This window comes from Pseudooceanicola antarcticus, assembly GCF_900215355.1.
GTDB classification, from domain to species: domain Bacteria; phylum Pseudomonadota; class Alphaproteobacteria; order Rhodobacterales; family Rhodobacteraceae; genus Pseudooceanicola; species Pseudooceanicola antarcticus.
Genome location: NZ_OBEA01000005.1, coordinates 327088 through 347667 on the forward strand (window position 1 = coordinate 327088; position 20580 = coordinate 347667).

Here is a 20580-nt window from a genome sequence, read left to right on the forward strand (position 1 = left end):
TATTCGCGGTTGCGCTGCGTTGCGGCATCGCGTTTCCTGTTAACCAGGGCGGAGAGACCGTCGACCAATAGCCTGCATCACGGGGAGCAGACATGGCCGAATTCCAGAAGATTCTCATAGCAAACCGGGGCGAGATCGCCATCCGGATCATGCGCGCGGCAAACGAGATGGGCAAAAAGACAGTTGCCGTCTATGCCGAGGAGGACAAGCTGGGGCTGCATCGCTTCAAGGCTGATGAGGCCTATCGCATCGGCGAGGGGCTGGGTCCCGTCGCGGCCTATCTCTCGATCGAGGAGATCATCCGGGTGGCCAAGTCCTCGGGCGCGGATGCGATCCATCCGGGCTATGGCCTGCTGTCCGAAAATCCCGAGTTCGTCGATGCCTGCGACGCGGCGGGCATCACCTTCATCGGCCCCAAGGCCGCGACCATGCGGGCGCTTGGCGACAAGGCCAGCGCGCGGAAGGTCGCCATCGAGGCCGGCGTGCCCGTCATTCCCGCGACCGAGGTGCTGGGCGATGACTTCGACACGATCAAGGCCGAGGCGGCCGAGATCGGCTATCCGCTGATGCTTAAGGCCTCCTGGGGCGGCGGCGGGCGCGGCATGCGCCCGATCGAGGGCCCGGACGAGCTGAAGGAAAAGGTGCTGGAGGGCCGCCGCGAGGCCGAGGCCGCCTTCGGCAACGGCGAGGGCTACCTCGAGAAGATGATCACCCGCGCCCGCCACGTCGAGGTGCAGATCCTGGGCGACAAGCAGGGCAACATCTACCACCTGTATGAGCGTGACTGCTCGGTCCAGCGGCGCAACCAGAAGGTGGTCGAACGCGCCCCTGCCCCCTATCTCTCGGAAGCACAGCGCGAGGAGATCTGCGAGCTGGGCCGCAAGATCTGCCAGCATGTGAACTACGAATGCGCGGGCACGGTCGAATTCCTGATGGATATGGAGACCGGCAGTTTCTACTTCATTGAGGTGAACCCCCGCGTGCAGGTCGAGCACACCGTGACCGAAGAGGTCACCGGCATCGACATCGTACAGGCGCAGATCATGATCGCCGAGGGCAAGAGCCTGTCGGAGGCCACCGGCAAGGCCAGCCAGTACGACGTGCGCCTGACCGGCCATGCGCTGCAGACCCGGATCACCACCGAGGACCCGCAGAACAATTTCATCCCCGACTATGGCCGTATCTCGGCCTACCGGACCGCCACCGGCATGGGCATCCGCCTGGACGGCGGCACGGCCTACGCGGGCGGGGTGATCACCCGTTACTACGACTCGCTGCTGGTCAAGGTCACCGCCAAGGCGCAGACGCCCGAAAAGGCCATCGCCCGCATGGACCGCGCCCTGCGCGAGTTTCGTATCCGTGGCGTCTCGACCAATATCGCCTTCGTGCAGAACCTGCTGAAGCACCCGACCTTCCTGTCGAACCAGTATTCCACCAAGTTCATCGACACGACGCCCGAGCTCTTCGACTTCCGCACCCCCGCCGACCGCGGCACCAAGGTGCTGACCTATATCGCTGACGTGACGGTGAACGGTCACCCCGAGACCAAGGGCCGCGCCGGTCTGCCGGAAGGCTTCAAGCTGCCCAATCCGCCCGCCCATGGTCCCGAGGTGCCCCCCGGCACCAAGACCCTGCTGGACGAGAAGGGCCCCAAGGCCGTCGCCGACTGGATGCTGGCGCAGAAGCCGCTGCTGATCACCGACACGACGATGCGGGATGGCCACCAGTCGCTGCTGGCGACGCGGATGCGGTCGATCGACATGATCAAGGCGGCGCCCTCCTATGCGGCCAACCTCTCGCAGCTCTTCTCGCTTGAATGCTGGGGCGGGGCGACCTTCGACGTGGCCTTCCGCTTCCTGCAAGAGGACCCCTGGAAGCGCCTGCGCGATATCCGCGCCGCCTGCCCCAACATCCTGACCCAGATGCTGCTGCGCGGCTCCAACGGGGTGGGCTACACCAACTACCCCGACAACGTGGTGGAAAGCTTCGTCAAGCAGGCCGCCACCGCCGGCATGGATGTCTTCCGCGTCTTCGACAGCCTGAACTGGGTCGAGAACATGCGCGTCGCCATGGATGCGGTGGTCGAGACCGGCAAGATCTGCGAAGGCACGGTCTGCTACACCGGCGATATCCTCAACCCCGACCGCGCCAAGTACGATCTGAAGTACTACGTCGCCATGGCCAAGGAGCTCGAGGCCGCAGGCGCGCACATCCTTGGCCTGAAGGACATGGCGGGCCTCTTGAAGCCCTCCGCCGCGCGGGTGCTTATCAAGGCGCTGAAGGAAGAGGTCGGCATCCCGATCCACTTCCACACCCATGACACCTCGGGCATCGCCGGCGCCACGATCCTGGCCGCCGCCGAGATGGGTGTCGATGCGGCCGATGCGGCGATGGACAGCTTCTCGGGCAATACCTCGCAGCCGACCCTCGGCTCCATCGTCGAGGCCCTGGCCCATACCGACCGCGACACCGGCCTCGATATCGAGGAAATCCGCCGCATGTCCGACTACTGGGAGGCCGTGCGCAGCCAGTACGTGGCCTTCGAGAGCGGCATGCAGGCGCCGGCCTCCGAGGTCTACCTGCACGAGATGCCCGGCGGCCAGTTCACCAACCTCAAGGCGCAGGCGCGCTCCATGGGGCTGGAGGAACGCTGGCACGAGGTCGCCCATACCTATGCACAGGTGAACCAGATGTTCGGCGATATCGTGAAGGTGACGCCCAGCTCTAAAGTCGTCGGCGACATGGCCCTGATGATGGTCTCACAGGGGCTGAGCCGCGAAGAGGTCGAGGACCCCGAGCGCGACATCTCCTTCCCCGACAGCGTGATCGACATGATGCGCGGCAACCTGGGCCAGCCTCCGGGCGGCTTCCCGGCCCCGCTGGTCAAGAAGATCCTCAAGGGTGAGGCCCCCAATACCGAACGCCCCGGCAAGCACCTGCCCCCCGTGGACTTCGACGCCGTCCGCACCGAGATCTCGCAGAAGCTGGGCGGGGCCGAGGTGGATGACGAGGATCTGAACTCCTACCTGATGTATCCCAAGGTCTTCCTGGACTACGCCACCCGCCACGAGGCCTATGGCCCTGTGCGCACCCTGCCCACGAAGACCTTCTTCTACGGCATGGAACAGGGAGAGGAGATCTCGGCCGAGATCGACCCTGGCAAGACGCTCGAGATCCGCCTGCAGGCGGTCGGGGAAACCCATGAGGACGGCGAGGCGCGGGTCTTCTTCGAACTGAACGGCCAGCCCCGCGTCATCCGCGTGCCGGACCGCTCGGTCACCGGCGGTGCGGCGGCAAGGGTGAAGGCCGATCCGACCAATCCGGCCCATGTGGCCGCGCCGATGCCGGGCGTTGTGGCCTCCATCGGGGTCAGCGCCGGGCAGGAGGTCAAGCAGGGCGACCTGATCCTGACCATCGAGGCGATGAAGATGGAGACCGGCCTGCATGCGGACCGGGACGGGGTGATCAAGGCGGTGCATGTGACCGCCGCCGCCCAGATCGACGCCAAGGACCTGCTGGTCGAATACGAAGAGTGAAACAGGATGGGGGCTCTGCCCCCGTCCGCCAGGGCGGCGTTTCCCGCAGCCCGCTCAGAGGCGTCTTCAGCCGCTGGAGGGGGTAACAGGCCCCATATCCATCCGACGGCCGAAAATACTGCGGGGGAGCGCCGAAGGCGCGGGGGCAGAGCCCCCTGCCCCGTCGGTCTGCCTGCGATGGACGGTGCGGCAAGATATCTGCCGCGCCCCCTGCATCCGTCAAAGGCCGTCAGTCGGCCTTGCGCGCCTCGGCGGCTTTCTTCATCCGCGCCAGAAGCTCTTCCTTCGACGCCCGACCTGCCTGCTGCGCATTGCGCTCGCCGCCCTTGGGCTTGTGCTTGGGCACACCCTTGTGCGCTTTCGGCGCACCCATCTTCGAATAATCCATCGTCGTCTCCTGTGGCTCCTGGCCCTCATCCGCGGATCAAGACGCCGCAGGTTGCTGCTGTTACTCCGTGGCGGGTTTGCCGTCCAGCCCGGCGATCTGTCCGCGCAGCTTGCGCAGCACCTCCAGCGTGGTGTGATAATCCTCTTCGCTGAGCCCGGTGTCCTTTGCGATGCAGCCCGGCACCTCGGCCGCGGCCTCGGCTCGGGCCCGGCCCGCTTCGGTCAGGGCGATCACCACCCGGCGCTCGTCCTCCTCGGAACGGGTGCGCGTCAGCAGCCCCGCCCCCTGCATCCGTTTCAGCAGCGGTGAAAGCGTGTTGCTCTCCATGCCCAGCAGGGCACCCAGCTCTCCGACCCCCTGGGGCTGTCCCTCGCCCTCGGGGCCGCGCAGCGTCAGCAGCACCAGGAACTGCGGATAGGTCAGCCCGATGCGCTCGAGATAGGGCGCATAGAGGCGGATGAAGCCATGGCTGGCCGCGTAGAGATTGAAACAGATCAGCGCCTCGGTCGGCGGCAAGATCCTCTGGGTGGTCTCGGACATCGGGCATCCCTTCCTCGGATGGGTGACGCAAATTAAATCGCGCGCGATCTTATCGCAAGACTTGAAACCTGGGCGACCTGCGGCCATGTATATCGCACACGATAGAATCGCACTCGATACACAGGAGCTTCCCATGTCCATCACCCCGCTCTACACCACCAAGGCAACCGCAGAGGGAGGCCGCGAAGGCCGCGCCGCCACCGCCGATGGCGCACTTGAGGTCGCGCTGGTGACGCCGAAGGAACTCGGCGGCGCCGGCGGCGCCGGCACCAACCCCGAGCAGCTTTTCGCCGCGGGCTACGCCGCCTGCTTCCTCTCGGCCCTGAAGGCCGTGGCCCGGATGCAGAAGAAGACCGTCCCCGAGGATGCCAAGGCCAACGCCGAGGTCGGCATCGGCAAGCGTGAGGATGGCGGCTTCGGCCTGACCGTCGCGCTCAGCATCGAGTTGCCCGGCCTGCCCGACGATGAGGCCGACGCGCTGATCGCCGCCGCCCACGAGGTCTGCCCCTACAGCCACGCCACCCGCGGCAATATCGACGTCAGCCTTTCCCGCGCCTGATCTCTGCACCGGGGCCGCGCAGCCGGTCCCGGTGTTCCGAACCGCGGTGACAGCCGCGCCCCGCCTTCGGCAGCGAAGAACTGAGCGGCCTCCCCGGACAGTGCGGCCAGGATTGATCCGTCGTTAACTTGTGTTAACGCTTGTTGACGCAAGGGGAACCTACACGGCCGGGGGGCGGGTGATGCGCGGGAAGCTGACAGTCATAGTTCTGATCATGGCCGGGCTTGGGGCCCTTTTCAGCGGTGCCGACACCAGCCCTGCGCAGCTTGCGCAGCGGGGCACCACGACGCCCGGCCTTGTCGATCCGGACAAGGTGGCGCGCGTCGCCCCTCAGTCCGCCGGGCTTTCGGCGACCGCCAGGGGCCAGCTCCACGTGGTGACGGCAAGCAGGCTCAACCTGCGCTCGGGTCCCTCGACCTCCTATCCGGTCATGATGGTTCTTCCCCAGGGGACCAATGTCTCTGTGCTGGAGCAACGGCAGGGCTGGGCCCGGCTTGGCACACAGTCAGGCTCGGCCTGGGCATCGGCGCGCTATCTCTCGCCAGTCACGGCCGCCGCACCGGGCGACCCGCTGAAGATTGCGCCCAAGCCGAAACCCAAGCGACAGGTCGCCGCCCCGAGCACAGCCGAGATCACCAGGGCCCGCAGCGATATCATCCGCCAGAGCATTGCCTCCTACCCGGGCTCCTGCCCCTGCCCCTACAATATCGACCGCGGCGGCCGCCGCTGCGGCGGGCGATCCGCATGGTCGCGGCCCGGAGGCTATGCGCCGATCTGCTATGACAGCGATATCAGCCAGGCCCGGCTGGCAAGTTACTTTGCCCGCAAGCGTGGCGCGGTGGACTGACTTCGCGTCGGGTGAAAATTCCTCCGGTCGGCCGAAATTTCCTCTTGCAGCCGCCGGGGCTTCTTTATACATCGTGCCTCACCAAAACGGTGCGGGCGTAGCTCAGGGGTAGAGCATTACCTTGCCAAGGTAAGGGTCGGGCGTTCGAATCGCCTCGCCCGCTCCAATTTGGTCCTTCTCAGGCAGCGATGCCTGAAGGGTATACCTCGGACGAAAGTCCATCGCCAAGGAAGCGGGCGTAGCTCAGGGGTAGAGCATTACCTTGCCAAGGTAAGGGTCGGGCGTTCGAATCGCCTCGCCCGCTCCAACTTCTCTCACCGAGACAACCAGTACAACGACGTCAGCCAGGCTGACGCCGCTGGTGTTCCGCATGTCGGAAGCGCATTCCTCGTGACGCAGCGACAAAGGTGACACCTCGCATCGCGCATGCCACTTCTTCCCCAAGGACATGTCACGGGAGGAAACCATGAGCCTGCCCCAAGCGCTCTCTCACCTGCGTCTGCCGCTGATCGGCAGCCCGCTTTTCATCATCTCGAACCCCGATCTGGTCATCGCCCAGTGCAAGGCGGGAATCGTCGGCTCCTTCCCGGCGCTCAATGCGCGCGAGAAGGCCGGAGACCCGATCGAGCTGGAACGCTGGCTGGTGCGGATCAACGAAGAGCTCGACCGCCACAACCAGGCCAACCCCGACAGCCCCGCCGCGCCCTATGCGGTGAACCAGATCGTGCACAAGTCGAACGTGCGGCTGGAACGCGACGTGGAGATCTGCGTCAAGCACAAGGTACCGGTCTGGATCACCTCCCTGGGGGCCCGCCCCGAGGTCAACGAGGCCGCCCATTCCGCCGGTGGCATCGTGCTGCATGACGTGATCAACGACCGTTTCGCCCGCAAGGCCATCGAGAAGGGCGCAGACGGTCTGATTGCCGTCGCAGCCGGGGCCGGCGGCCATGCCGGGGCGCTGTCGCCCTTCGCGCTGATCCAGGAGATCCGCGCCTGGTTCGACGGCCCGCTCTTCCTTTCGGGTGCCATCGCCAAGGGCGACAGCCTGCTGGCCGCGCTGGCCATGGGGGCCGACGGCGGCTATGCGGGCTCGGCCTTCATCGCCACCGAAGAGGCCAATGCCCAGGCCGCATACAAGCAGATGATCGCCGATTGCGGCGCCTCCGATATCGTCTACTCGAACCTCTTCACCGGGGTCTGGGGCAACTACCTGAAACCCTCGGTCGCCGCGGCCGGTCTCGACCCCGAGGCGCTGGAGATCTCCGATCCCTCGAAGATGGATTTCGGCGGGGCCAAGCCCAAGAGTTGGAAGGAAATCTGGGGCTCGGGCCAGGGCATCGGTGCCGTGGACGAGATTCTGCCCGCAGCCAAGCTCGTCGACCGCATCGAGGCCGAGTTCAAGGCCGCGCAAACGCGCCTTGCAGCGCAGTTGGGTTGGTCCTAGGGGCCCGTCCCGTCCCCGCTGCCGGCCGGGAACGCGCCGAAACGCTCAGGGATTAGCCGCTGCCCGAAATCGCTCCAGGCGATTCGGGGCAGCCGCGAGAGCCCGTCACCGGCGATTTATTGATGAATTGGCCCGCTCAATTTAATTTGAGCGGGCCTTTTCTCATTACTGGATGAGTGCTTTCACAATATGAGGGCTTGCTTCTATAAAGTTGTACGCGGAAAGCAGGTTCCAGTGCCGATCAAGGGCCAAATGACTGTAGGGTCAGGAAACTTTCCTGCGGGGCAATACCGCTCCGGGCTTTTCGCCAATACAATTTGTCTGCGACGGCGAGGAGACGTGGCTCTGATTCTTCTCCCGCCGTATAGGGACACGACTTTGAGGGACTGATGGCAGATTGGAACGGGGAGATCGCCTCTCGCGAAGAGCTGCGGGAACGCAAACGGCGCGCGGCGCTGCGCGTGGCTTCCCGGCTTTTTAACGAAAAAGGGTATCACGCGACATCTCTGGACGAGATCGCCGACCGGATCGGCGTCACCAAGACCGCGCTTTACTACTACTTCCGCAACAAGGAAGAGCTTCTCTACGAATGTATCGAGCTCAGCCTGAAAGCCGGGGAGCGCGCCCGCGAACGCGCGCATGAGGGCGAGAGCGCCCTGGACCGCTTCAAGACGTTCTATTTCACCTTCCTGCGCGAGGTGATGGCCGATGGCGGGACCTACACCACCCGGATGAACGTGCGTGCCCTGCCCGCCCCGATGCGGGACACGATCACCGAGCGGCTCGCGGCGCTGAGCAACCACATCGCCGAGCTGCTGGATGCCGCCGTGGCCGAGGGCAGCATGCGCCCCCTCGACAGCAAGTCGACGGCGATCTTCCTGACCTCTGCGGTCAACTGGATGGTGGCCTACCCGCAGGAGTACCTGACGGGCCAGGTGGACAACAGCAGCGAGGCCGAGGCCTTCCTGGAACAGCTGGTCTACGGCCTGGCCACGCGCTGAACGCGCGCGCCCCGTTCAGTTGGTGATCAGCGAATAGGAGCTGGCGACCGTGCCCCGGTTCTCGACCTCGACGGTGAAGAACTCGGACCGCGCCGGACGCCAGCCGCAATAGGCGATGGCGCTGACATCGGTATCCGAGCAGACCAGCCGCCCCTGCGCGTCCCGGACAAAGAGGTTCAGGTCGGCATCCTTGTGCTGCGCCTCGACATAGACCTCGGCATAATCTCCGCCGACATATTCGAGCGGCGGATAACTGTCCCTGCCACTGCCCGCGATGGTCGAGATCGAATAGACCTGCCCCGAGGCCACGCCCTTGGTGCCGGCGAATCTCACGTCGTCGGCCAGCCGCGCGATGGTCTCGTTGCCATCCGACATCTCAAGGGCGCGCGCCAGCATCTGTTGCCAGGACAGGAGCCGGGTCTGAGGCACGACCCCAACCGGGGCGGGACCCTGCCGGCTGGGGGTGCGGACGATCTGCATGGCCAGCACCGACTTGCGCAGCCTTGCCGCCGCCACCGCCAACATCGGGTCGCGCAGCTCTTCCGCCGCCTCGAAGAGACGCGCCGAAAGCTCGGCATTGCGGATCACGCTTTGCCCCTGGGCCGGCGCGGCTGCCCCGGCCAGGGCCGCCAGCGCCAGCGCGCAGAGGCCCGGCAGGCCGGGGCAGAGCCGTGTCAGGCGGGTCAAGGCATGTCTCATCATCAATGCGCTCCTGGAAACCATACGGTCAGTCTTGCCCGTGCGGATTCATGTTTCAAAGGGTTTCTACGTCTTGGGCCGGGTCCGGGGGCCGGGTGACGACACTTGTCATGTGAGTTGCCGCGAACCGCAGGATAGGCCTAGAAATTGAGATCCACTCCGGACATGGCCCCGACGATCAGCGCCCGGAGACCCTCGGCCAAGGACCGGAGCGCCCAGAATGCCAGACCCCGCCATCCTGACCCGCCGCCCGCTGCCGCTGCTCGGCCGGGCCCTGCTGATTGCGGCGCTGGCGGCCTTGCCCCTTGGCGCTGCCCCCCTTGCCGAGCCGCATGCCGCCACGCCCTTGCAGGCCGAGGTGCCCCCGGAGGCGCTTGAACGCGCCCTGCGGGCCACGCTGCGGCTGACCGAGGTCGAGGACCGGCAGGTCTTCCTGGGGTCCGGCTTCGTCTACGGCACTGACCCGGTGGTGGTCACCAATGCCCATGTCTCTGCGGGGCGGCCCTGGCTGGCGGCGCATTTCGGCAGCGGTGACGCGCAATGGGTCCTGCACCTGCGGCTGCGCCTGATTGATCGCGCCCGCGACCTGGCGATCTACGATTTCACCGAGCCTGTCTCGATGGAGCCCCTCTCCGCCGCCGCCCTGGCACCCCGGACCGGAGAGACGCTCTACGCCCTCGGTGCGCCGCTTGGCCTTCCGCAGAGCCTCAGCCGAGGCGCGCTGTCCAACCCGGCGCGGCAGGTCGAGCCCTCGGTGCCGCTGGCCTACTACCAGCACGATGCGGCGACCAACCCGGGCTCCTCCGGTGGGCCAATGCTAAACACAAACGGAGAGGTCGTGGCGGTCAATGCACGCATCGCCGATGGCTCGCGCTACTTCAACGGGGTGGCCTTTGCGATCCCGATCGCGGTCGTCGACGCCCTGTTGGCGGGCATCCTGCCCGAGGTGCCGGAGCTGGGCCTCAGCCTGCGCCCGCTGAGCCCGCGCATGGCACGGCTTCTGGGCCACAAGCTGCCCGGCGGCGTGCTGGTCGAGGACGTGATCCCCGGCAGCCTCGCCGCAGGGGCGGGGGTGCTGCCGGGGGACATCCTGCTCTCGCTCGCGGGGCGCGAGCTGCGCCGCCCCGGCAGCCTGGCCTTCGCGCTGGAAGAACAGCGCGCCGGGCCCCTGTCCTTGCGCCTCTACCGCCCCGGCACCACGCCCGAGGGCGACTTTCCCAAGGCGATGGAGCTGACCCTCACCCTGCCCGCCCAAAGCGCGGGCCCGGCCTCCGCCAAGACCCCCGCTCCCCAGACCCAGCCCGCGGCGCGCCGCGCGCCGACGGTCAGCGGGGTGGTGCTCGACGGGCGGCGGGTGTTGAAAGTCGCCCCCGAAAGTGCCGCCTTCATCGCCGGTCTTGCCGCAGGTGACCGGATCGAGGCGGTCAATGGCCAGTCCGCCCCGCTGCCCGACATGGCCCGCCTTCGGGGTGCCGCCCTGCTGCGCATCGCCCGCGAGGGGCGCATGCTGCATGTGCTGATTGACCCGGCCGCCCGACCGGCGCTCAACCGACCCTTGACCGGCAATGCGCTGGACCCCGACGTTATCCCCTTCTGAGCTGCCCCGGATGAGCTGATGCAAGACACCCCGCGCCCCGCCCCCCGCATCCTGATCGTCGAGGACGACCTCGAGGCCGCCGAGGCCCTGCGCTCTGCAGCCCTGGATCTGGGCGCCGAAGCGCATCTGGTCGACACCTATGACGAGGGGCTGGCGCAGGCCTCCTCCGGCGGCTGGGACATCATCGTCTTCGACCGCATGCTGCCCGGCGGCGACGGGATCGACGCCATCGCCCGGATCAGGGCGGCGGGCTCCACGGCGCTGGTGATGATCGTCTCGGCCCTGGGTCGGGCCGCCAACAAGATCGAGGGGCTGGAGAAGGGCGCCGACGACTACCTCGCAAAACCCTTCGACCCAGATGAGCTGCGCGCGCGGCTGCGCGCCTTGCAGCGCCGCGCCTCCATGGGAGGGATCGACAACGACCTGGCGGTCTTCGGCGCGCTCGAGATCCGCATGAAGGCCCGCACCGTGCACGTGGGTGCCACCCATGTGCCGGTCAGTCCCAAGGAATTCGAGCTGATCTCCTTCCTTGCCCGCAACGCCGGCGAGGTCGTGACACGGATGCAGCTGCTCGAGAACGTCTGGAACCTGCATTTCGACCCGCAGACCAATGTCGTCGACGTCCATGTGGGTCGGCTGCGGCGCAAGCTGGAACAGGCGGCGGGCCAGCCGGTCATCCATACCGAGCGCGGCGAGGGCTATGTCTTCGACCCGGCGCGCGATGGCGCCGGCGCGGCAGGCCGGGCATGAGGCATCGCCGCGGCACGGCCTCGCTTCGGGTCACCCTGGGCATCGCGGCGGGGATCATCGTGATCTCGCTCTCTGCCATGGGGCTGCAATACCAGCTCACCGCCCGCGCCCTGGCGGCGCGGCAGGCCGAACTGCTCGAGACCGACCTTGAGGCCTTCGCGGCCAATTACCAGCAGCGCCGCATCCCCGCCCTGCGCCAGGCCATCGACTTCCGCTCGGAAACCATGGTGCCGGACGAGGCCATCTACCTGCTGCAGGACCGCGAGGGCGTGAAGCTGGCGGGCAATATCGACGGCTGGCCACTGGGCATCGCGCCCGAGGGGGCGCGTTTCGCGCCTGACCCGGTGCTGGTCTACCACCTGCCCCTGGGTCCCGGCGGCACCGAAATCGCCTATCGCGGCATCGCCCGCGAGCTGCCCGGCGGCTTCCGCTTCCTCACCGCCCGCGCCGAGACCCCGCGCGAGGCGACCCTGGCGCGGCTGCGCGCGGTGATCCTGCCGGTGGCGGCGGGGCTGGTGGCCCTGGCGTTGCTGGCGGGCTGGCTGACCTCCCGCTGGGTGCTGGCGCGGATCGAGCGCATCAACCGGCTGGCCGACCGGGTCGCCGCGGGGGATCTCTCGGCCCGGCTGCCGGGGCAGCGCCCGGACGACGAGTTCGGCCTGCTGGAAACTCACGTCCATGCCATGCTCGACCGCATCGAGGCGCTGAACCGCGCCACGCAGAGCCTGTCGGACCTGATTGCCCATGAGCTTCGCACACCGCTCAACCGCATCCTGCAGAAGATCCGCGCCCTCGACGCCCCCGGCGAACGCAAGGCAGAGCTCGAGGCCGAGATCCACGCCACCACCCGCACCTTCAACGCGCTGCTCGACATCTCCAGCGCCGAGGCCTCCTCGGGCACACGTCCGGGGTTCAGCCCCGTCGACCTGTCAGAGCTCGCGGCCGAGCTGGTCGAGCTCTATCAGCCGCTGGCCGAGGACAAGGGCCTGTCGCTTGGCGCCGATCTCTCTGCTGGCTGCATAGTGCTGGCAGAGCGCAACCTGATCGCCCAGGTGCTGACCAACCTGCTCGACAATGCGATCAAGTTCTGCGCGCCGGGCGACACCATCGCCCTGTCGCTGCACCCAAGCGAGGCGCGCCACCTGATGGTGGTCGAGGACAGCGGCCCCGGCCTGCCCGCAGAGATCCGCTCCGAGGTGACCCGCCGCTTCGTCCGCGCCGAGCGCGACCGCGCGGTGCCGGGCCACGGGCTGGGTCTGGCGCTGGTGCAGGCCGTGGCCACCCACCACGGCGCCAGGCTGGCCCTGCCCGACACCGCCAAAGGCTTCAGGATAGAGATCTCCTGGCCACGGCTTGCCGACTGAGCCGGGAGGCCCGGCACCTGGCGCGGCGGGCGGGCTCGGCCGCAGGGTGGGTGCCAAGCCACCCTCATCCTCTCCGACCAGGGCCCAAATGGTGCTCAGCCGATGATGTTGGCCTCCGGCCCGTAGGGGAAGCGGGTGATGTTCTCGGCCCCCGCCTCGCCCACCACGAGGATGTCGTGCTCGCGGTAGCCGCCTGCCCCTGCCCTGCCCTCGGGCAGCCAGAGCATCGGCTCCATCGAGACCACCATGCCGGGCTCGAGCACCGTGTCGATATCCTCGCGCAGCTCCAGCCCCGCCTCGCGGCCATAGTAATGCGAGAGCACCCCGAAGCTGTGGCCATAGCCGAAGGAGCGATATTGCAGCAGCCCTTCCTCCGCCAGGAAGCGGTTCAGCTCGGCGCAGATCTCGGCGCAGGAGATCCCCGGCCTGATCAGCGAGAGCCCCAGCTCGTGGGTCGCCACGTTGGCCTGCCAGATGCGCAGGCTCTCGGCATCGGGCTCGCCCAGGAAGAGCGTGCGCTCCAGCGCGGTGTAATAGCCCGAGATCATCGGGAAGCAGTTCAGCGACAGGATATCGCCGCGTTCGAGGGCACGGGTGGTGACAGGGTTGTGGGCCCCATCGGTGTTGAGGCCGGACTGGAACCAGACCCAGGTGTCGCGCAGCTCGCTGTTCGGATGGGCGCGGGCGATCTCGGCCTCCATGGCGTCGCGGCCCGCCATGGCCACGTCGATCTCGCGCACGCCTTCGCGGATTGCGGCGCGGATCGCCTCTCCGCCCAGGTCGGCGATGCGGGCGCCTTCACGGATCAGGGCGATTTCTTCGGCGGATTTCAGCATGCGGGCCTGCATCGTCGCGGGTGCGACGTCGACCACCTCGGGCGCGCCGAGGAAGGCGGCCAGTTTCGCCGATTGCGCCAGTGTCAGGTGGTCGCCCTCGATCCCGATGCGCCGGGCACCGCCGGTGAGATCCCGCACCGCGCGCCAGTAGTTGTCGCGCTGCCAGTCGGTGTAGATGACGTTCTCGCCATGGCTGCGCCGCCAGGGCTGGCCCGCGTCGATATTGGCGCTGACCGTGGTGCAGGCGTCCTGCGTCACCACGCAGGCGTAGGGCCGCCCGAAGCTGCAATAGAGAAAGCCCGAGTAATAGGCGATGTTGTGCATCGAGGTCAGCAGCAGCACGGGCAGGTCCATCTGCGCCATGATCCTCCTGAGCCGCGCCAGGCGCGCCTCGTATTCGGCAGCGCTGAAGGGCAGCGGGGCCTTCTCGCCATTGTGGCAGGTGAAGCTGTCGACGCGGGTGTTCAGCTGCGTGGCCAGATCAGTCTTGCGGTCGGTCATGAGGTCATCCTCGTCCAGAGACCGGACGGAATGCCCCCGCCCGGTTTAACGTCCGGGCGTGCAGGACAGGCGCCCGTGGATCTGCCACGGGTGTGCGCCGGATACTCGCGCCGACGCCATCGGCGCGCGGGTCACGGGGCTATCTAGCCGCAGCGCCGCCACCCCAGCAAGCGCCGCCGCGACATGGGGTGCGGCAAAACCGGCCCGCTGCCTAGAGCGTCACCACGTGGTTGTCCCAGGCCCGCTCTGCACGGGTGAAGGGCTGGAACTCAGTCGCGGTGGCATGCCAGACGCCGCCCAGCCCGTCGGTGGCCAGGAAGCCTTCGGGCCCGGCGGCCAGCCCGCAGATGTCGGGGCGGTGGTGGCTGGTGACGAAACGCGCCTCGCGGTCGAAGACATGCAGCCGCCCGCCGCGCGGGCTGGTGATGCCGAAATACTGCCCGTCGCCCGAAAGCGCCACCGAGCCCGCGTAGCCCTGCATGGCCAGTTGCTCGCCCAGCGGGGCCTCGGCCAGCTTCGCCGCCGACCAGCCGCGCCGGTGCAGGCCCAGGAGCGGCGGCGCATCCATCGCATCGCCCTGCCACTGCATGGCAAAGCCTATCAGCCCGTCCGCGCCGCGCGCCAGGTGGCGGATCGAGTTCAGGTGCAGCTCGGGATCGAGAAAAACCTGGTCCAGCAGGGCCCCCTCAGGCGAGACATAGGCCAGCGAGGGCTTCATCTCGGGCAGGTTCAGCTTGCCCCGCCCGTCGTCCACGCGCGGATCGGTCCGGATGCCGCCATTGGCCACCGCAAGCGAGCCGTCGGGCATCAGCAGCGCCTCATGGGGGCCGATGCCATGGGTCTCGATCTCGCCTACCCGCCGGTAGCCCTCCGAGCGCGCCCAGAGGCCGATCTTGCCGCGCGCGGTGATGTAGTCGTTCTCCAGCGTGGCCAGGATATCGCCGCCCTTAAGGAAGGTCCCATGCCCCATGAAGTGCCGCCCCTCGGGGCTTTCCAGCCGGTGCAGCACCTCGCCGCGGGCGCAGTCGATGACCAGCGCGAAGGTACCGGGGCGGCGGGCGAACCCCACGGCCTCTGGCGCCACGGGATGGGCCGCCCCCGCATGGCCCCGCCCCGGCAGCGGCACGCGGAAGACGTCATGGCCCAGGAAGTCGATGCCGAAGAGCGCGTGCTGACCCGAGGGCTCCCGCGCGCAGGCCAGGAAGGCCGGAGAGCCCGCATCGGCCCAGCTCAGCCGGGGGGTCAGGGCAGAGGCCGCCATGGCGGCAAGAAAGGCACGGCGGGTGGTCATCTCAGTCTCCGTCGGCGGAATTGAACCCGGCGGTCAGGCCGAAATGCGCGCCGATCTCGCCCTGCACATCCACCTGCACGGCCCGGATGCGCTGTTGCAGGATCTCGACCTTGAGCCGCCCCGAGGGGTCCTCGACCCCGGCCAGGACCGGGTCCTGCAGCGCGGCGATATGGTCCAGCACATCGGCGAAACCGGCCTCGGTCACCGGCATCGCCTCGGGCGCCATGAGACTGCGCGCCAGCGCCCGCAGACCCAGCATCGAGGCCTCGACATTGCGCAGCGACCGGCCAGAGCGGCGTGCCTCGGCGCGCGCCGGGCGGGGACGCTCGAAGGTGCCTAGCGGGCGGCCCAGTCGCTGGTCCGCGTTGAACTCGAGCCCGGTCAGCAGCGCGGTATAGAGAACCCGGGTGGCCTCGCCCTGCGACAGGTAGGTGGAATTGCCCGGCGCGCCCGCGCTCATCAGCAACGGCGCGGCCTCGGTCCGCCAGTCGCTGTCGATCTCGGCGGCCATGCGCGCCAGATCGGCGCTGATCGCCTGGACCAGGCGGCAGGTATAGTCCGCCTCGCCATAGCCCGCGAACTGCGGATCATAGAGCAGCCGCTCCAGCGCGAAGAAGCCGCGCGCGGCGACCGAAAGCTCGTGGAACTCGTCGGGCTGATCGACGATCGGGTCCGCATCGGCGATCAGCCCGGCCAGCATCCGCGGGGTGAAGCCCTTCTTGTCGGGCCAGAAGGCGATGGCATTGACACGGCCATCGACCTCGAGCGGGCCGAAGCGCAGATGCGCGATCTGCAGCCAGGCATCGAACGCCTCGTCATAGGCCGCGACCATCCCGGCGCCCGGCAGGCAATTGCCCCGCGCCTCTTCGGCCAGCGCCTCGGCGGCCCCGGCGAAGGCGCCGGTGGCGGGCAGCACGTAGCCCTCGACAGCCTCTTTCACCCCGGCCTGACAGGGCGCGGCCAGGCCAAGGGCAAAGGCGGTGATGACGGCGGTCAGGCGCATCAGAGATCCTCCAGGAAGGCAATCAGGGCGGCCCGGTCGGCGGGCGCCATGTCGATGACCTGCTGGCGCGAGGCCTCGGCCTCGCCACCATGCCACAGCACCGCCTCGAGAAGCGAGCGGGCGCGGCCATCGTGCAGGTAATGGCTGTGGCCGTTGACCTGCGGTGTCAGACCAATGCCCCAGAGCGGCGGGGTCTTCCATTCGCGGCCCGAGGCGCGGCCCTCGGGGCGGTTGTCGGCCAGACCCTCGCCCATGTCGTGCAGCAGCAGGTCGGTATAGGGCCAGATCAGCTGGAAGCTCTGCGCCACCTCGCCCGGCAGCCGGTGCGTCACATGTTTGGGCGTGTGGCAGGAGGTGCAGCCGGCAGCATGGAACATCTCCTTGCCGCGCAGCACCTGCGGATCGCCGACATTGCGGCGCTCGGGGACGGCGAGGTTGCGCGAGTAGAAGGTCACGAGCTCCAGCCCCGCCGCGTCGATCTCGGTCTCGCGCACGTCGCCGTCGCCATGAGGCGCGGCGCGGCACTCCGCCTCGGCCTCGGTGCAATCGCCCCAGGGCTGGGTGAAGAGCGGGGTCGAGATGCCGATATCGCCCGAGAAGGCCGCGGCCGATTGCTCCAGCACCGAGGGCGCGCCGGCCTTCCAGCCGAAGCGGCCCAGGGCGGGGCGCTCATGCTCGAAGCTCCAGACCATCTGCGCCCGCCCCGAGATACCGTCACCATCGACGTCCTGCGGATCGACCCTGGAAAGGATATCCTCGGCGGGAATGGCCTCGAGCAGGCCAAGGCCCAGCATCTGCGGCGCCACCCGAGGGCTGAGCATGGCGCCCGGCGCCAGCGGCCCGTAGCCCAGGTCATCGGCGCGCCATTCGGGCCGGCGCAGGCTTGCGGTCTCGCCCCCCGCCAGCTCGACGCGCTCTTCTCTCCAGCTGACGCCCAGGCGGTATTCGGCGGGCAGCCCGGCGATGCCGAAATCCTGCATCTGGCCGCCATAGGTCGGGTCGGGGCGGGTCCGCGCCCCCTCCCCCATGGGATCGCCGAGCGACAGCAGGAAGGCCTCGATCTCGGACATGGGCTGGCTCTCATGGGCCGGCACCGAGACCCGCAGGAACATCGAGACCGCATCATCCTCGGGGCCTTCGGGCGGATGGCCGCGTCCGTCCTTCAGGTGGCAGCGCTGGCAGGAGCGCGCGTTGTAAAGCGGCCCCAGCCCGTCGCTGGCACGTGTCGAACTGGGCGAGCTGACCCAGAGCTTGCGGAAGAGCCCATTGCCCAGCTTGAAATCCATCTCCTCTTCAAAGGAGAGGTTCTCGGAGCTCTGGCTGAAGGCGTCGGCATCGCTGCGCGCCCGCGTGGTGGCCGCCCCGCCAGGGTTCTGCTCGAACCGCTCGGGCTTCGTGAAATCCTCGGTCAGCGCCGTGACCGAGGCGATGCGCGCCGCCTCTTCGGCCGTGCGCGGCAGCACCTGCAGGACCGGCTCGAAGAGCACCTCGGGCAGCGGCGGGCTTTCGGCGCGCGCCGCGGGCGACAGCGCTACCCCGGCCAGAAGAAGTGCAGAGAGAGAACGAATACCGAAGCTCGGGGTCATCGAGGTGACCTTTCCTGGGAATTGCCCTTGAAGAATGGCCCCGACTTGCCACTCCTACCTGAGCAATTCAATCGGAAATACCGTCTCCCTCCCGCGACAGAGCGTCCCGCCGCCCGGACAAGCCCCGGTCCGGCACGGTGCGACGCCCCCCGCCCCCATCCGACGGCCGGAAATACTGCGGGGGAGTCCGCCGCAGGCGGGCGGGGGCAGAGCCCCCTGCCCCGAACGTGAAAAGGAGGCCCGAAGGCCTCCTTCCCGATCTTGCCGGCAGATCTTCCTGCCGGGCCATGTGCGGTGGCCTTACTCCGCCTGATCCGCAGAAGAGGCGTTGAGCAGGCCGTATTTCTCGGCGCCCAGGCTCTCGTAGAGATCCAGCTGGGTTTCGAGGAAGTCGATATGGCCCTCTTCATCGGTCATCAGCTCCTCGAAGAGGTTCTTGGTGACGTAGTCGCCGACGCTCTCGCAATACTCGCGCGCTTCCTTGTAGAGCGCACGGGCATCGTGTTCGCCGGCCAGGTCGGCCTCCAGCGTCTCCTTCAGGTTCTCGCCGATCCGCAGGCTGTCCAGCTTCTGCATGTTCGGGTGACCTTCCAGGAAGATGATGCGGTCGACCAGCTTGTCGGCGTGGTGCATCTCCTCGATGCTCTCGGCGCGCGACTTGGCCGCGATCTTGCCGAAGCCCCAGTCATCCTGCAGTCGATAATGCAGCCAGTACTGGTTGATGGCGGTCAGTTCGCTGCGGAGCGCTGCGTTAAGGTACTCAATAACCTTTGCGTCGCCTTTCATCGGAAGTCTCCTTTCCGGGCGCGCGGCGGAGGCCGCGCAGAATTTCAGGTACCTCAAAACTATCGCAATCGCGCATCGTGTCCATGAATAGCGGCAAACATCCTCCGCAGTCGGCCTTCTTGCCCAGGGCGCGATAGATCTTGCCGGGGGTAATGATGGTCTCGGGGTCGGAGGCGCGCATCCAGTCCACCGCGGCGCGGATGTCTCGGTCGGTGATCGACTGGCAATGGCAGATCATCATGGCAGGTACCTCGGGCTCAGATGTGCCGGGCGGCGGCAGGCGCCACCCGGCTTGTCCTGTCGGGGCCTGTGGCCCTCGGGATCACTGGAAAACGGCGTCCGGGTTGTCGAGGCTGTCAGAGCCCTCGAACCCGATCTGATCCAGCTCAAGCGCGGCCACGGCGCGTTCGATCCCGGCGGTCTGGGTGACCAGCGCATCGACCGCGTTCATGATCAGTGCCTCGCCCTCGGCATTGCCGCGCTCCAGCATCATGTCGTAGGAGAAGCCCGCCTCGGCGGCGCTCTTCAGGGTGGCCAGCTTGAACATGGTGTCCATCAGGTCGGCCTTCAGCGTGGCATCCACCTCCGGGTCGGCCTCGGCCACCAGCTCAGAGAGCGACGCGCCGGAGGTCACGCTGCCATCGATGCCGGTATAGGAGCCGAAGTAGACGTTCCGGATGCCCAGACCGTCGTAGTAATGGCTGTTGTGGGTGTTGTCCGAGAAGCAGTCATGCTCTTCCTCGGGATCGTTCAGCAGCACGCCCAGCTTCATCCGCTCGCCGGCCTGTTCACCGTAGGAGAGGCTGCCCATGCCGGTCAGCATGGCCACGATGCCCGCATCCTCGTCGGCCATCAGCTCGGCCCGCGCCGCACCGCCCTCGGCCCATTGGCCGGCCATCCATTCCAGGTCCGAGACCAGCAGCTCGGTGGCCGCCTTCAGGTAGTCTCCGCGCCGGTCGCAGTTGCCGCCCGTGCAGTCCTCGCCGGTGGCGTAATCGGTCCAGGGACGGTTGCCCGCGCCCTTCTCGGTGCCGTTCAGGTCCTGGCCCCAGAGCAGGAACTCGATGGCGTGGTAGCCGGTTGCGACATTGCTCTCGACCTCGTCGGCCTCGTGCAGGGTGCTTTCCAGCAGCTCGGGCGTGATCTGCGTGGCGTCGATCTCTTCGCCCGACAGGGTGAAGGTCGGATGCGCCACCACGTTCAGCACAGCATAGGCGTTCTCGTCGGTGGCCCCGCCATAGGCACCGTCCACGTAGTCGATCAGACCCTCGTCCAGCGGCCAGGCGTTGACCTTGCCTTCCCAGTCATCAACCACGGCATTGCCGAAACGGTAGACCTCGGTCTGCTGATAGGGCACGCGGGCTTCGATCCAGGCGGCCTTGGCGGCTTCCAGCGCCTGCGCCGAGGGATTGGCGATCAGCGCGTCCACCGCAGCCTGCAGCGCCTGGGCCGTGGTCAGGCTGTCGCCATAGGCGTCGGCGGCGATATCGGCATAGGTGCCCAGCACCTCGGCCTTCTCGACGGCGCCTGCCAGGGCCGGCGCCGAAATCAGCGCGGTCGATGCAAGTGCTGCCTTGATGAAATTGGTCATGAAGATCCCTCGGTTATCTAAGTCTTTGTCGGGCGGTCTGCCTGCAAGGGCCGGCGCCTCGCCGAGGTCCGGTCCCGAGTCACCTGCTTTTCTGACCAAATCGCTCAACCAAGTCAATCCCGACTATTTCATTCGGAAATGACAATTGCCGGAACCTGCCGTCCGCCGGGCCCGCCTGCGCAGCCCCGCGCCGCCGGGGCAGAGATTTCCCCCGCCGCGGGACATTTCCGACCTGGCGCGGATGCTTCACGACATCGGCGA

Annotated in this window: 18 protein-coding genes and 2 tRNA genes; 10 read left to right on the plus strand and 10 right to left on the minus strand. The window is 67.6% G+C overall.

The window, feature by feature from the left end:
- The first annotated feature begins 92 nt into the window (after positions 1-92).
- The gene (locus CRO50_RS14355) at positions 93-3536 is read left to right on the plus strand and encodes a pyruvate carboxylase (RefSeq protein ID WP_097146603.1); all 3444 of its coding nucleotides are present in this window, start codon (positions 93-95) and stop codon (positions 3534-3536) included.
- Between the two features lie 229 nt (positions 3537-3765).
- Here CRO50_RS14355 and CRO50_RS20200 read toward each other — a convergent pair whose 3' ends face one another.
- Positions 3766-3924: a hypothetical protein gene (locus CRO50_RS20200; RefSeq protein WP_179747293.1), complete on the minus strand. Its 159-nt coding sequence runs from the start codon at positions 3922-3924 to the stop codon at positions 3766-3768.
- 60 nt (positions 3925-3984) lie between these two features.
- A complete protein-coding gene (locus CRO50_RS14360; protein ID WP_097146604.1) occupies positions 3985-4464 on the minus strand; it encodes a MarR family winged helix-turn-helix transcriptional regulator in 480 nt (159 codons plus the stop codon).
- Between the two features lie 133 nt (positions 4465-4597).
- On the opposite strand from CRO50_RS14360, the gene CRO50_RS14365 reads away from it, so the two are divergent.
- The 6 genes from CRO50_RS14365 (at position 4598) to CRO50_RS14390 (ending at position 8315) form a co-directional block, all read left to right on the plus strand.
- On the plus strand, positions 4598-5023 hold the full coding sequence (locus tag CRO50_RS14365; protein ID WP_097146605.1) for an organic hydroperoxide resistance protein: 426 nt from the start codon (positions 4598-4600) through the stop codon (positions 5021-5023).
- Between the two features lie 181 nt (positions 5024-5204).
- Positions 5205-5870, plus strand: a complete 666-nt coding sequence (locus tag CRO50_RS14370) for an SH3 domain-containing protein (RefSeq protein ID WP_097146606.1) — start codon at positions 5205-5207, stop codon at positions 5868-5870.
- Between the two features lie 91 nt (positions 5871-5961).
- A tRNA-Gly gene (locus CRO50_RS14375) sits at positions 5962-6036 on the plus strand.
- Between the two features lie 66 nt (positions 6037-6102).
- A tRNA-Gly gene (locus tag CRO50_RS14380) sits at positions 6103-6177 on the plus strand.
- Between the two features lie 159 nt (positions 6178-6336).
- Positions 6337-7314, plus strand: a complete 978-nt coding sequence (locus CRO50_RS14385) for an NAD(P)H-dependent flavin oxidoreductase (RefSeq protein WP_097146607.1) — start codon at positions 6337-6339, stop codon at positions 7312-7314.
- A 389-nt stretch (positions 7315-7703) separates the two neighbouring features.
- Positions 7704-8315: a TetR/AcrR family transcriptional regulator gene (locus tag CRO50_RS14390; protein ID WP_097146608.1), complete on the plus strand. Its 612-nt coding sequence runs from the start codon at positions 7704-7706 to the stop codon at positions 8313-8315.
- Positions 8316-8330: 15 nt separating this feature from the next.
- On the opposite strand, the gene CRO50_RS14395 is transcribed toward CRO50_RS14390, so the two are convergent.
- Entirely contained in the window at positions 8331-9017 is a 687-nt protein-coding gene (locus CRO50_RS14395; RefSeq protein WP_097146609.1) for a hypothetical protein, read from the minus strand.
- 217 nt (positions 9018-9234) lie between these two features.
- Between CRO50_RS14395 and CRO50_RS14400 the strand changes: the two genes are divergently transcribed.
- The 3 genes from CRO50_RS14400 to CRO50_RS14410 are packed head-to-tail and all read left to right on the plus strand — an operon-like array spanning position 9235 to position 12725.
- Entirely contained in the window at positions 9235-10611 is a 1377-nt protein-coding gene (locus tag CRO50_RS14400; protein WP_097146610.1) for a trypsin-like peptidase domain-containing protein, read from the plus strand.
- An 18-nt stretch (positions 10612-10629) separates the two neighbouring features.
- On the plus strand, positions 10630-11361 hold the full coding sequence (locus tag CRO50_RS14405) for a response regulator transcription factor (protein ID WP_097146611.1): 732 nt from the start codon (positions 10630-10632) through the stop codon (positions 11359-11361).
- Positions 11358-12725: a sensor histidine kinase gene (locus tag CRO50_RS14410; RefSeq protein ID WP_097146612.1), complete on the plus strand. Its 1368-nt coding sequence runs from the start codon at positions 11358-11360 to the stop codon at positions 12723-12725. Before CRO50_RS14405 ends, CRO50_RS14410 begins: the two co-directional genes overlap by 4 nt.
- 95 nt (positions 12726-12820) lie before the next feature.
- Here the strand turns inward: CRO50_RS14410 and CRO50_RS14415 are convergent, their stop codons facing one another.
- The 7 genes from CRO50_RS14415 to CRO50_RS14445 form a co-directional block, all read right to left on the minus strand.
- Entirely contained in the window at positions 12821-14062 is a 1242-nt protein-coding gene (locus CRO50_RS14415; protein WP_097146613.1) for an aminopeptidase P family protein, read from the minus strand.
- A gap of 211 nt (positions 14063-14273) precedes the next feature.
- The gene (locus CRO50_RS14420; protein WP_097146614.1) at positions 14274-15353 is read right to left on the minus strand and encodes a DUF1513 domain-containing protein; all 1080 of its coding nucleotides are present in this window, start codon (positions 15351-15353) and stop codon (positions 14274-14276) included.
- A 1-nt stretch (position 15354) separates the two neighbouring features.
- Complete coding sequence (locus tag CRO50_RS14425; RefSeq protein ID WP_097146615.1) at positions 15355-16356, minus strand: imelysin family protein; 1002 nt, start codon at positions 16354-16356, stop codon at positions 15355-15357.
- On the minus strand, positions 16356-17942 hold the full coding sequence (locus CRO50_RS14430) for a di-heme oxidoreductase family protein (RefSeq protein ID WP_097146616.1): 1587 nt from the start codon (positions 17940-17942) through the stop codon (positions 16356-16358). Before CRO50_RS14430 ends, CRO50_RS14425 begins: the two co-directional genes overlap by 1 nt.
- A gap of 300 nt (positions 17943-18242) precedes the next feature.
- Complete coding sequence (bfr, locus tag CRO50_RS14435) at positions 18243-18728, minus strand: bacterioferritin (RefSeq protein ID WP_097146617.1); 486 nt, start codon at positions 18726-18728, stop codon at positions 18243-18245.
- Positions 18703-18969 carry a (2Fe-2S)-binding protein gene (locus tag CRO50_RS14440; RefSeq protein ID WP_097146618.1) on the minus strand — a complete coding sequence of 89 codons (267 nt, stop codon included), beginning with the start codon at positions 18967-18969 and terminating at the stop codon, positions 18703-18705. Before CRO50_RS14440 ends, bfr begins: the two co-directional genes overlap by 26 nt.
- A gap of 81 nt (positions 18970-19050) precedes the next feature.
- On the minus strand, positions 19051-20319 hold the full coding sequence (locus CRO50_RS14445) for an imelysin family protein (RefSeq protein ID WP_097146619.1): 1269 nt from the start codon (positions 20317-20319) through the stop codon (positions 19051-19053).
- Between the last annotated feature and the right edge of the window lie 261 nt (positions 20320-20580).

Excerpts from the sequence above, each read along its gene's own strand:
- CRO50_RS14355 (WP_097146603.1), top strand. The coding sequence starts at position 93 with ATGGCCGAATTCCAGAAGATTCTCATAGCAAACCGGGGCGAGATCGCC.
- CRO50_RS20200 (WP_179747293.1), bottom strand. The coding sequence starts at position 3,924 with ATGGATTATTCGAAGATGGGTGCGCCGAAAGCGCACAAGGGTGTGCCC.
- CRO50_RS14360 (WP_097146604.1), bottom strand. The coding sequence starts at position 4,464 with ATGTCCGAGACCACCCAGAGGATCTTGCCGCCGACCGAGGCGCTGATC.
- CRO50_RS14365 (WP_097146605.1), top strand. The coding sequence starts at position 4,598 with ATGTCCATCACCCCGCTCTACACCACCAAGGCAACCGCAGAGGGAGGC.
- CRO50_RS14370 (WP_097146606.1), top strand. The coding sequence starts at position 5,205 with ATGCGCGGGAAGCTGACAGTCATAGTTCTGATCATGGCCGGGCTTGGG.
- CRO50_RS14385 (WP_097146607.1), top strand. The coding sequence starts at position 6,337 with ATGAGCCTGCCCCAAGCGCTCTCTCACCTGCGTCTGCCGCTGATCGGC.
- CRO50_RS14390 (WP_097146608.1), top strand. The coding sequence starts at position 7,704 with ATGGCAGATTGGAACGGGGAGATCGCCTCTCGCGAAGAGCTGCGGGAA.
- CRO50_RS14395 (WP_097146609.1), bottom strand. The coding sequence starts at position 9,017 with ATGATGAGACATGCCTTGACCCGCCTGACACGGCTCTGCCCCGGCCTG.
- CRO50_RS14400 (WP_097146610.1), top strand. The coding sequence starts at position 9,235 with ATGCCAGACCCCGCCATCCTGACCCGCCGCCCGCTGCCGCTGCTCGGC.
- CRO50_RS14405 (WP_097146611.1), top strand. The coding sequence starts at position 10,630 with ATGCAAGACACCCCGCGCCCCGCCCCCCGCATCCTGATCGTCGAGGAC.
- CRO50_RS14410 (WP_097146612.1), top strand. The coding sequence starts at position 11,358 with ATGAGGCATCGCCGCGGCACGGCCTCGCTTCGGGTCACCCTGGGCATC.
- CRO50_RS14415 (WP_097146613.1), bottom strand. The coding sequence starts at position 14,062 with ATGACCGACCGCAAGACTGATCTGGCCACGCAGCTGAACACCCGCGTC.
- CRO50_RS14420 (WP_097146614.1), bottom strand. The coding sequence starts at position 15,353 with ATGACCACCCGCCGTGCCTTTCTTGCCGCCATGGCGGCCTCTGCCCTG.
- CRO50_RS14425 (WP_097146615.1), bottom strand. The coding sequence starts at position 16,356 with ATGCGCCTGACCGCCGTCATCACCGCCTTTGCCCTTGGCCTGGCCGCG.
- CRO50_RS14430 (WP_097146616.1), bottom strand. The coding sequence starts at position 17,942 with ATGACCCCGAGCTTCGGTATTCGTTCTCTCTCTGCACTTCTTCTGGCC.
- bfr (WP_097146617.1), bottom strand. The coding sequence starts at position 18,728 with ATGAAAGGCGACGCAAAGGTTATTGAGTACCTTAACGCAGCGCTCCGC.
- CRO50_RS14440 (WP_097146618.1), bottom strand. The coding sequence starts at position 18,969 with ATGATGATCTGCCATTGCCAGTCGATCACCGACCGAGACATCCGCGCC.
- CRO50_RS14445 (WP_097146619.1), bottom strand. The coding sequence starts at position 20,319 with ATGACCAATTTCATCAAGGCAGCACTTGCATCGACCGCGCTGATTTCG.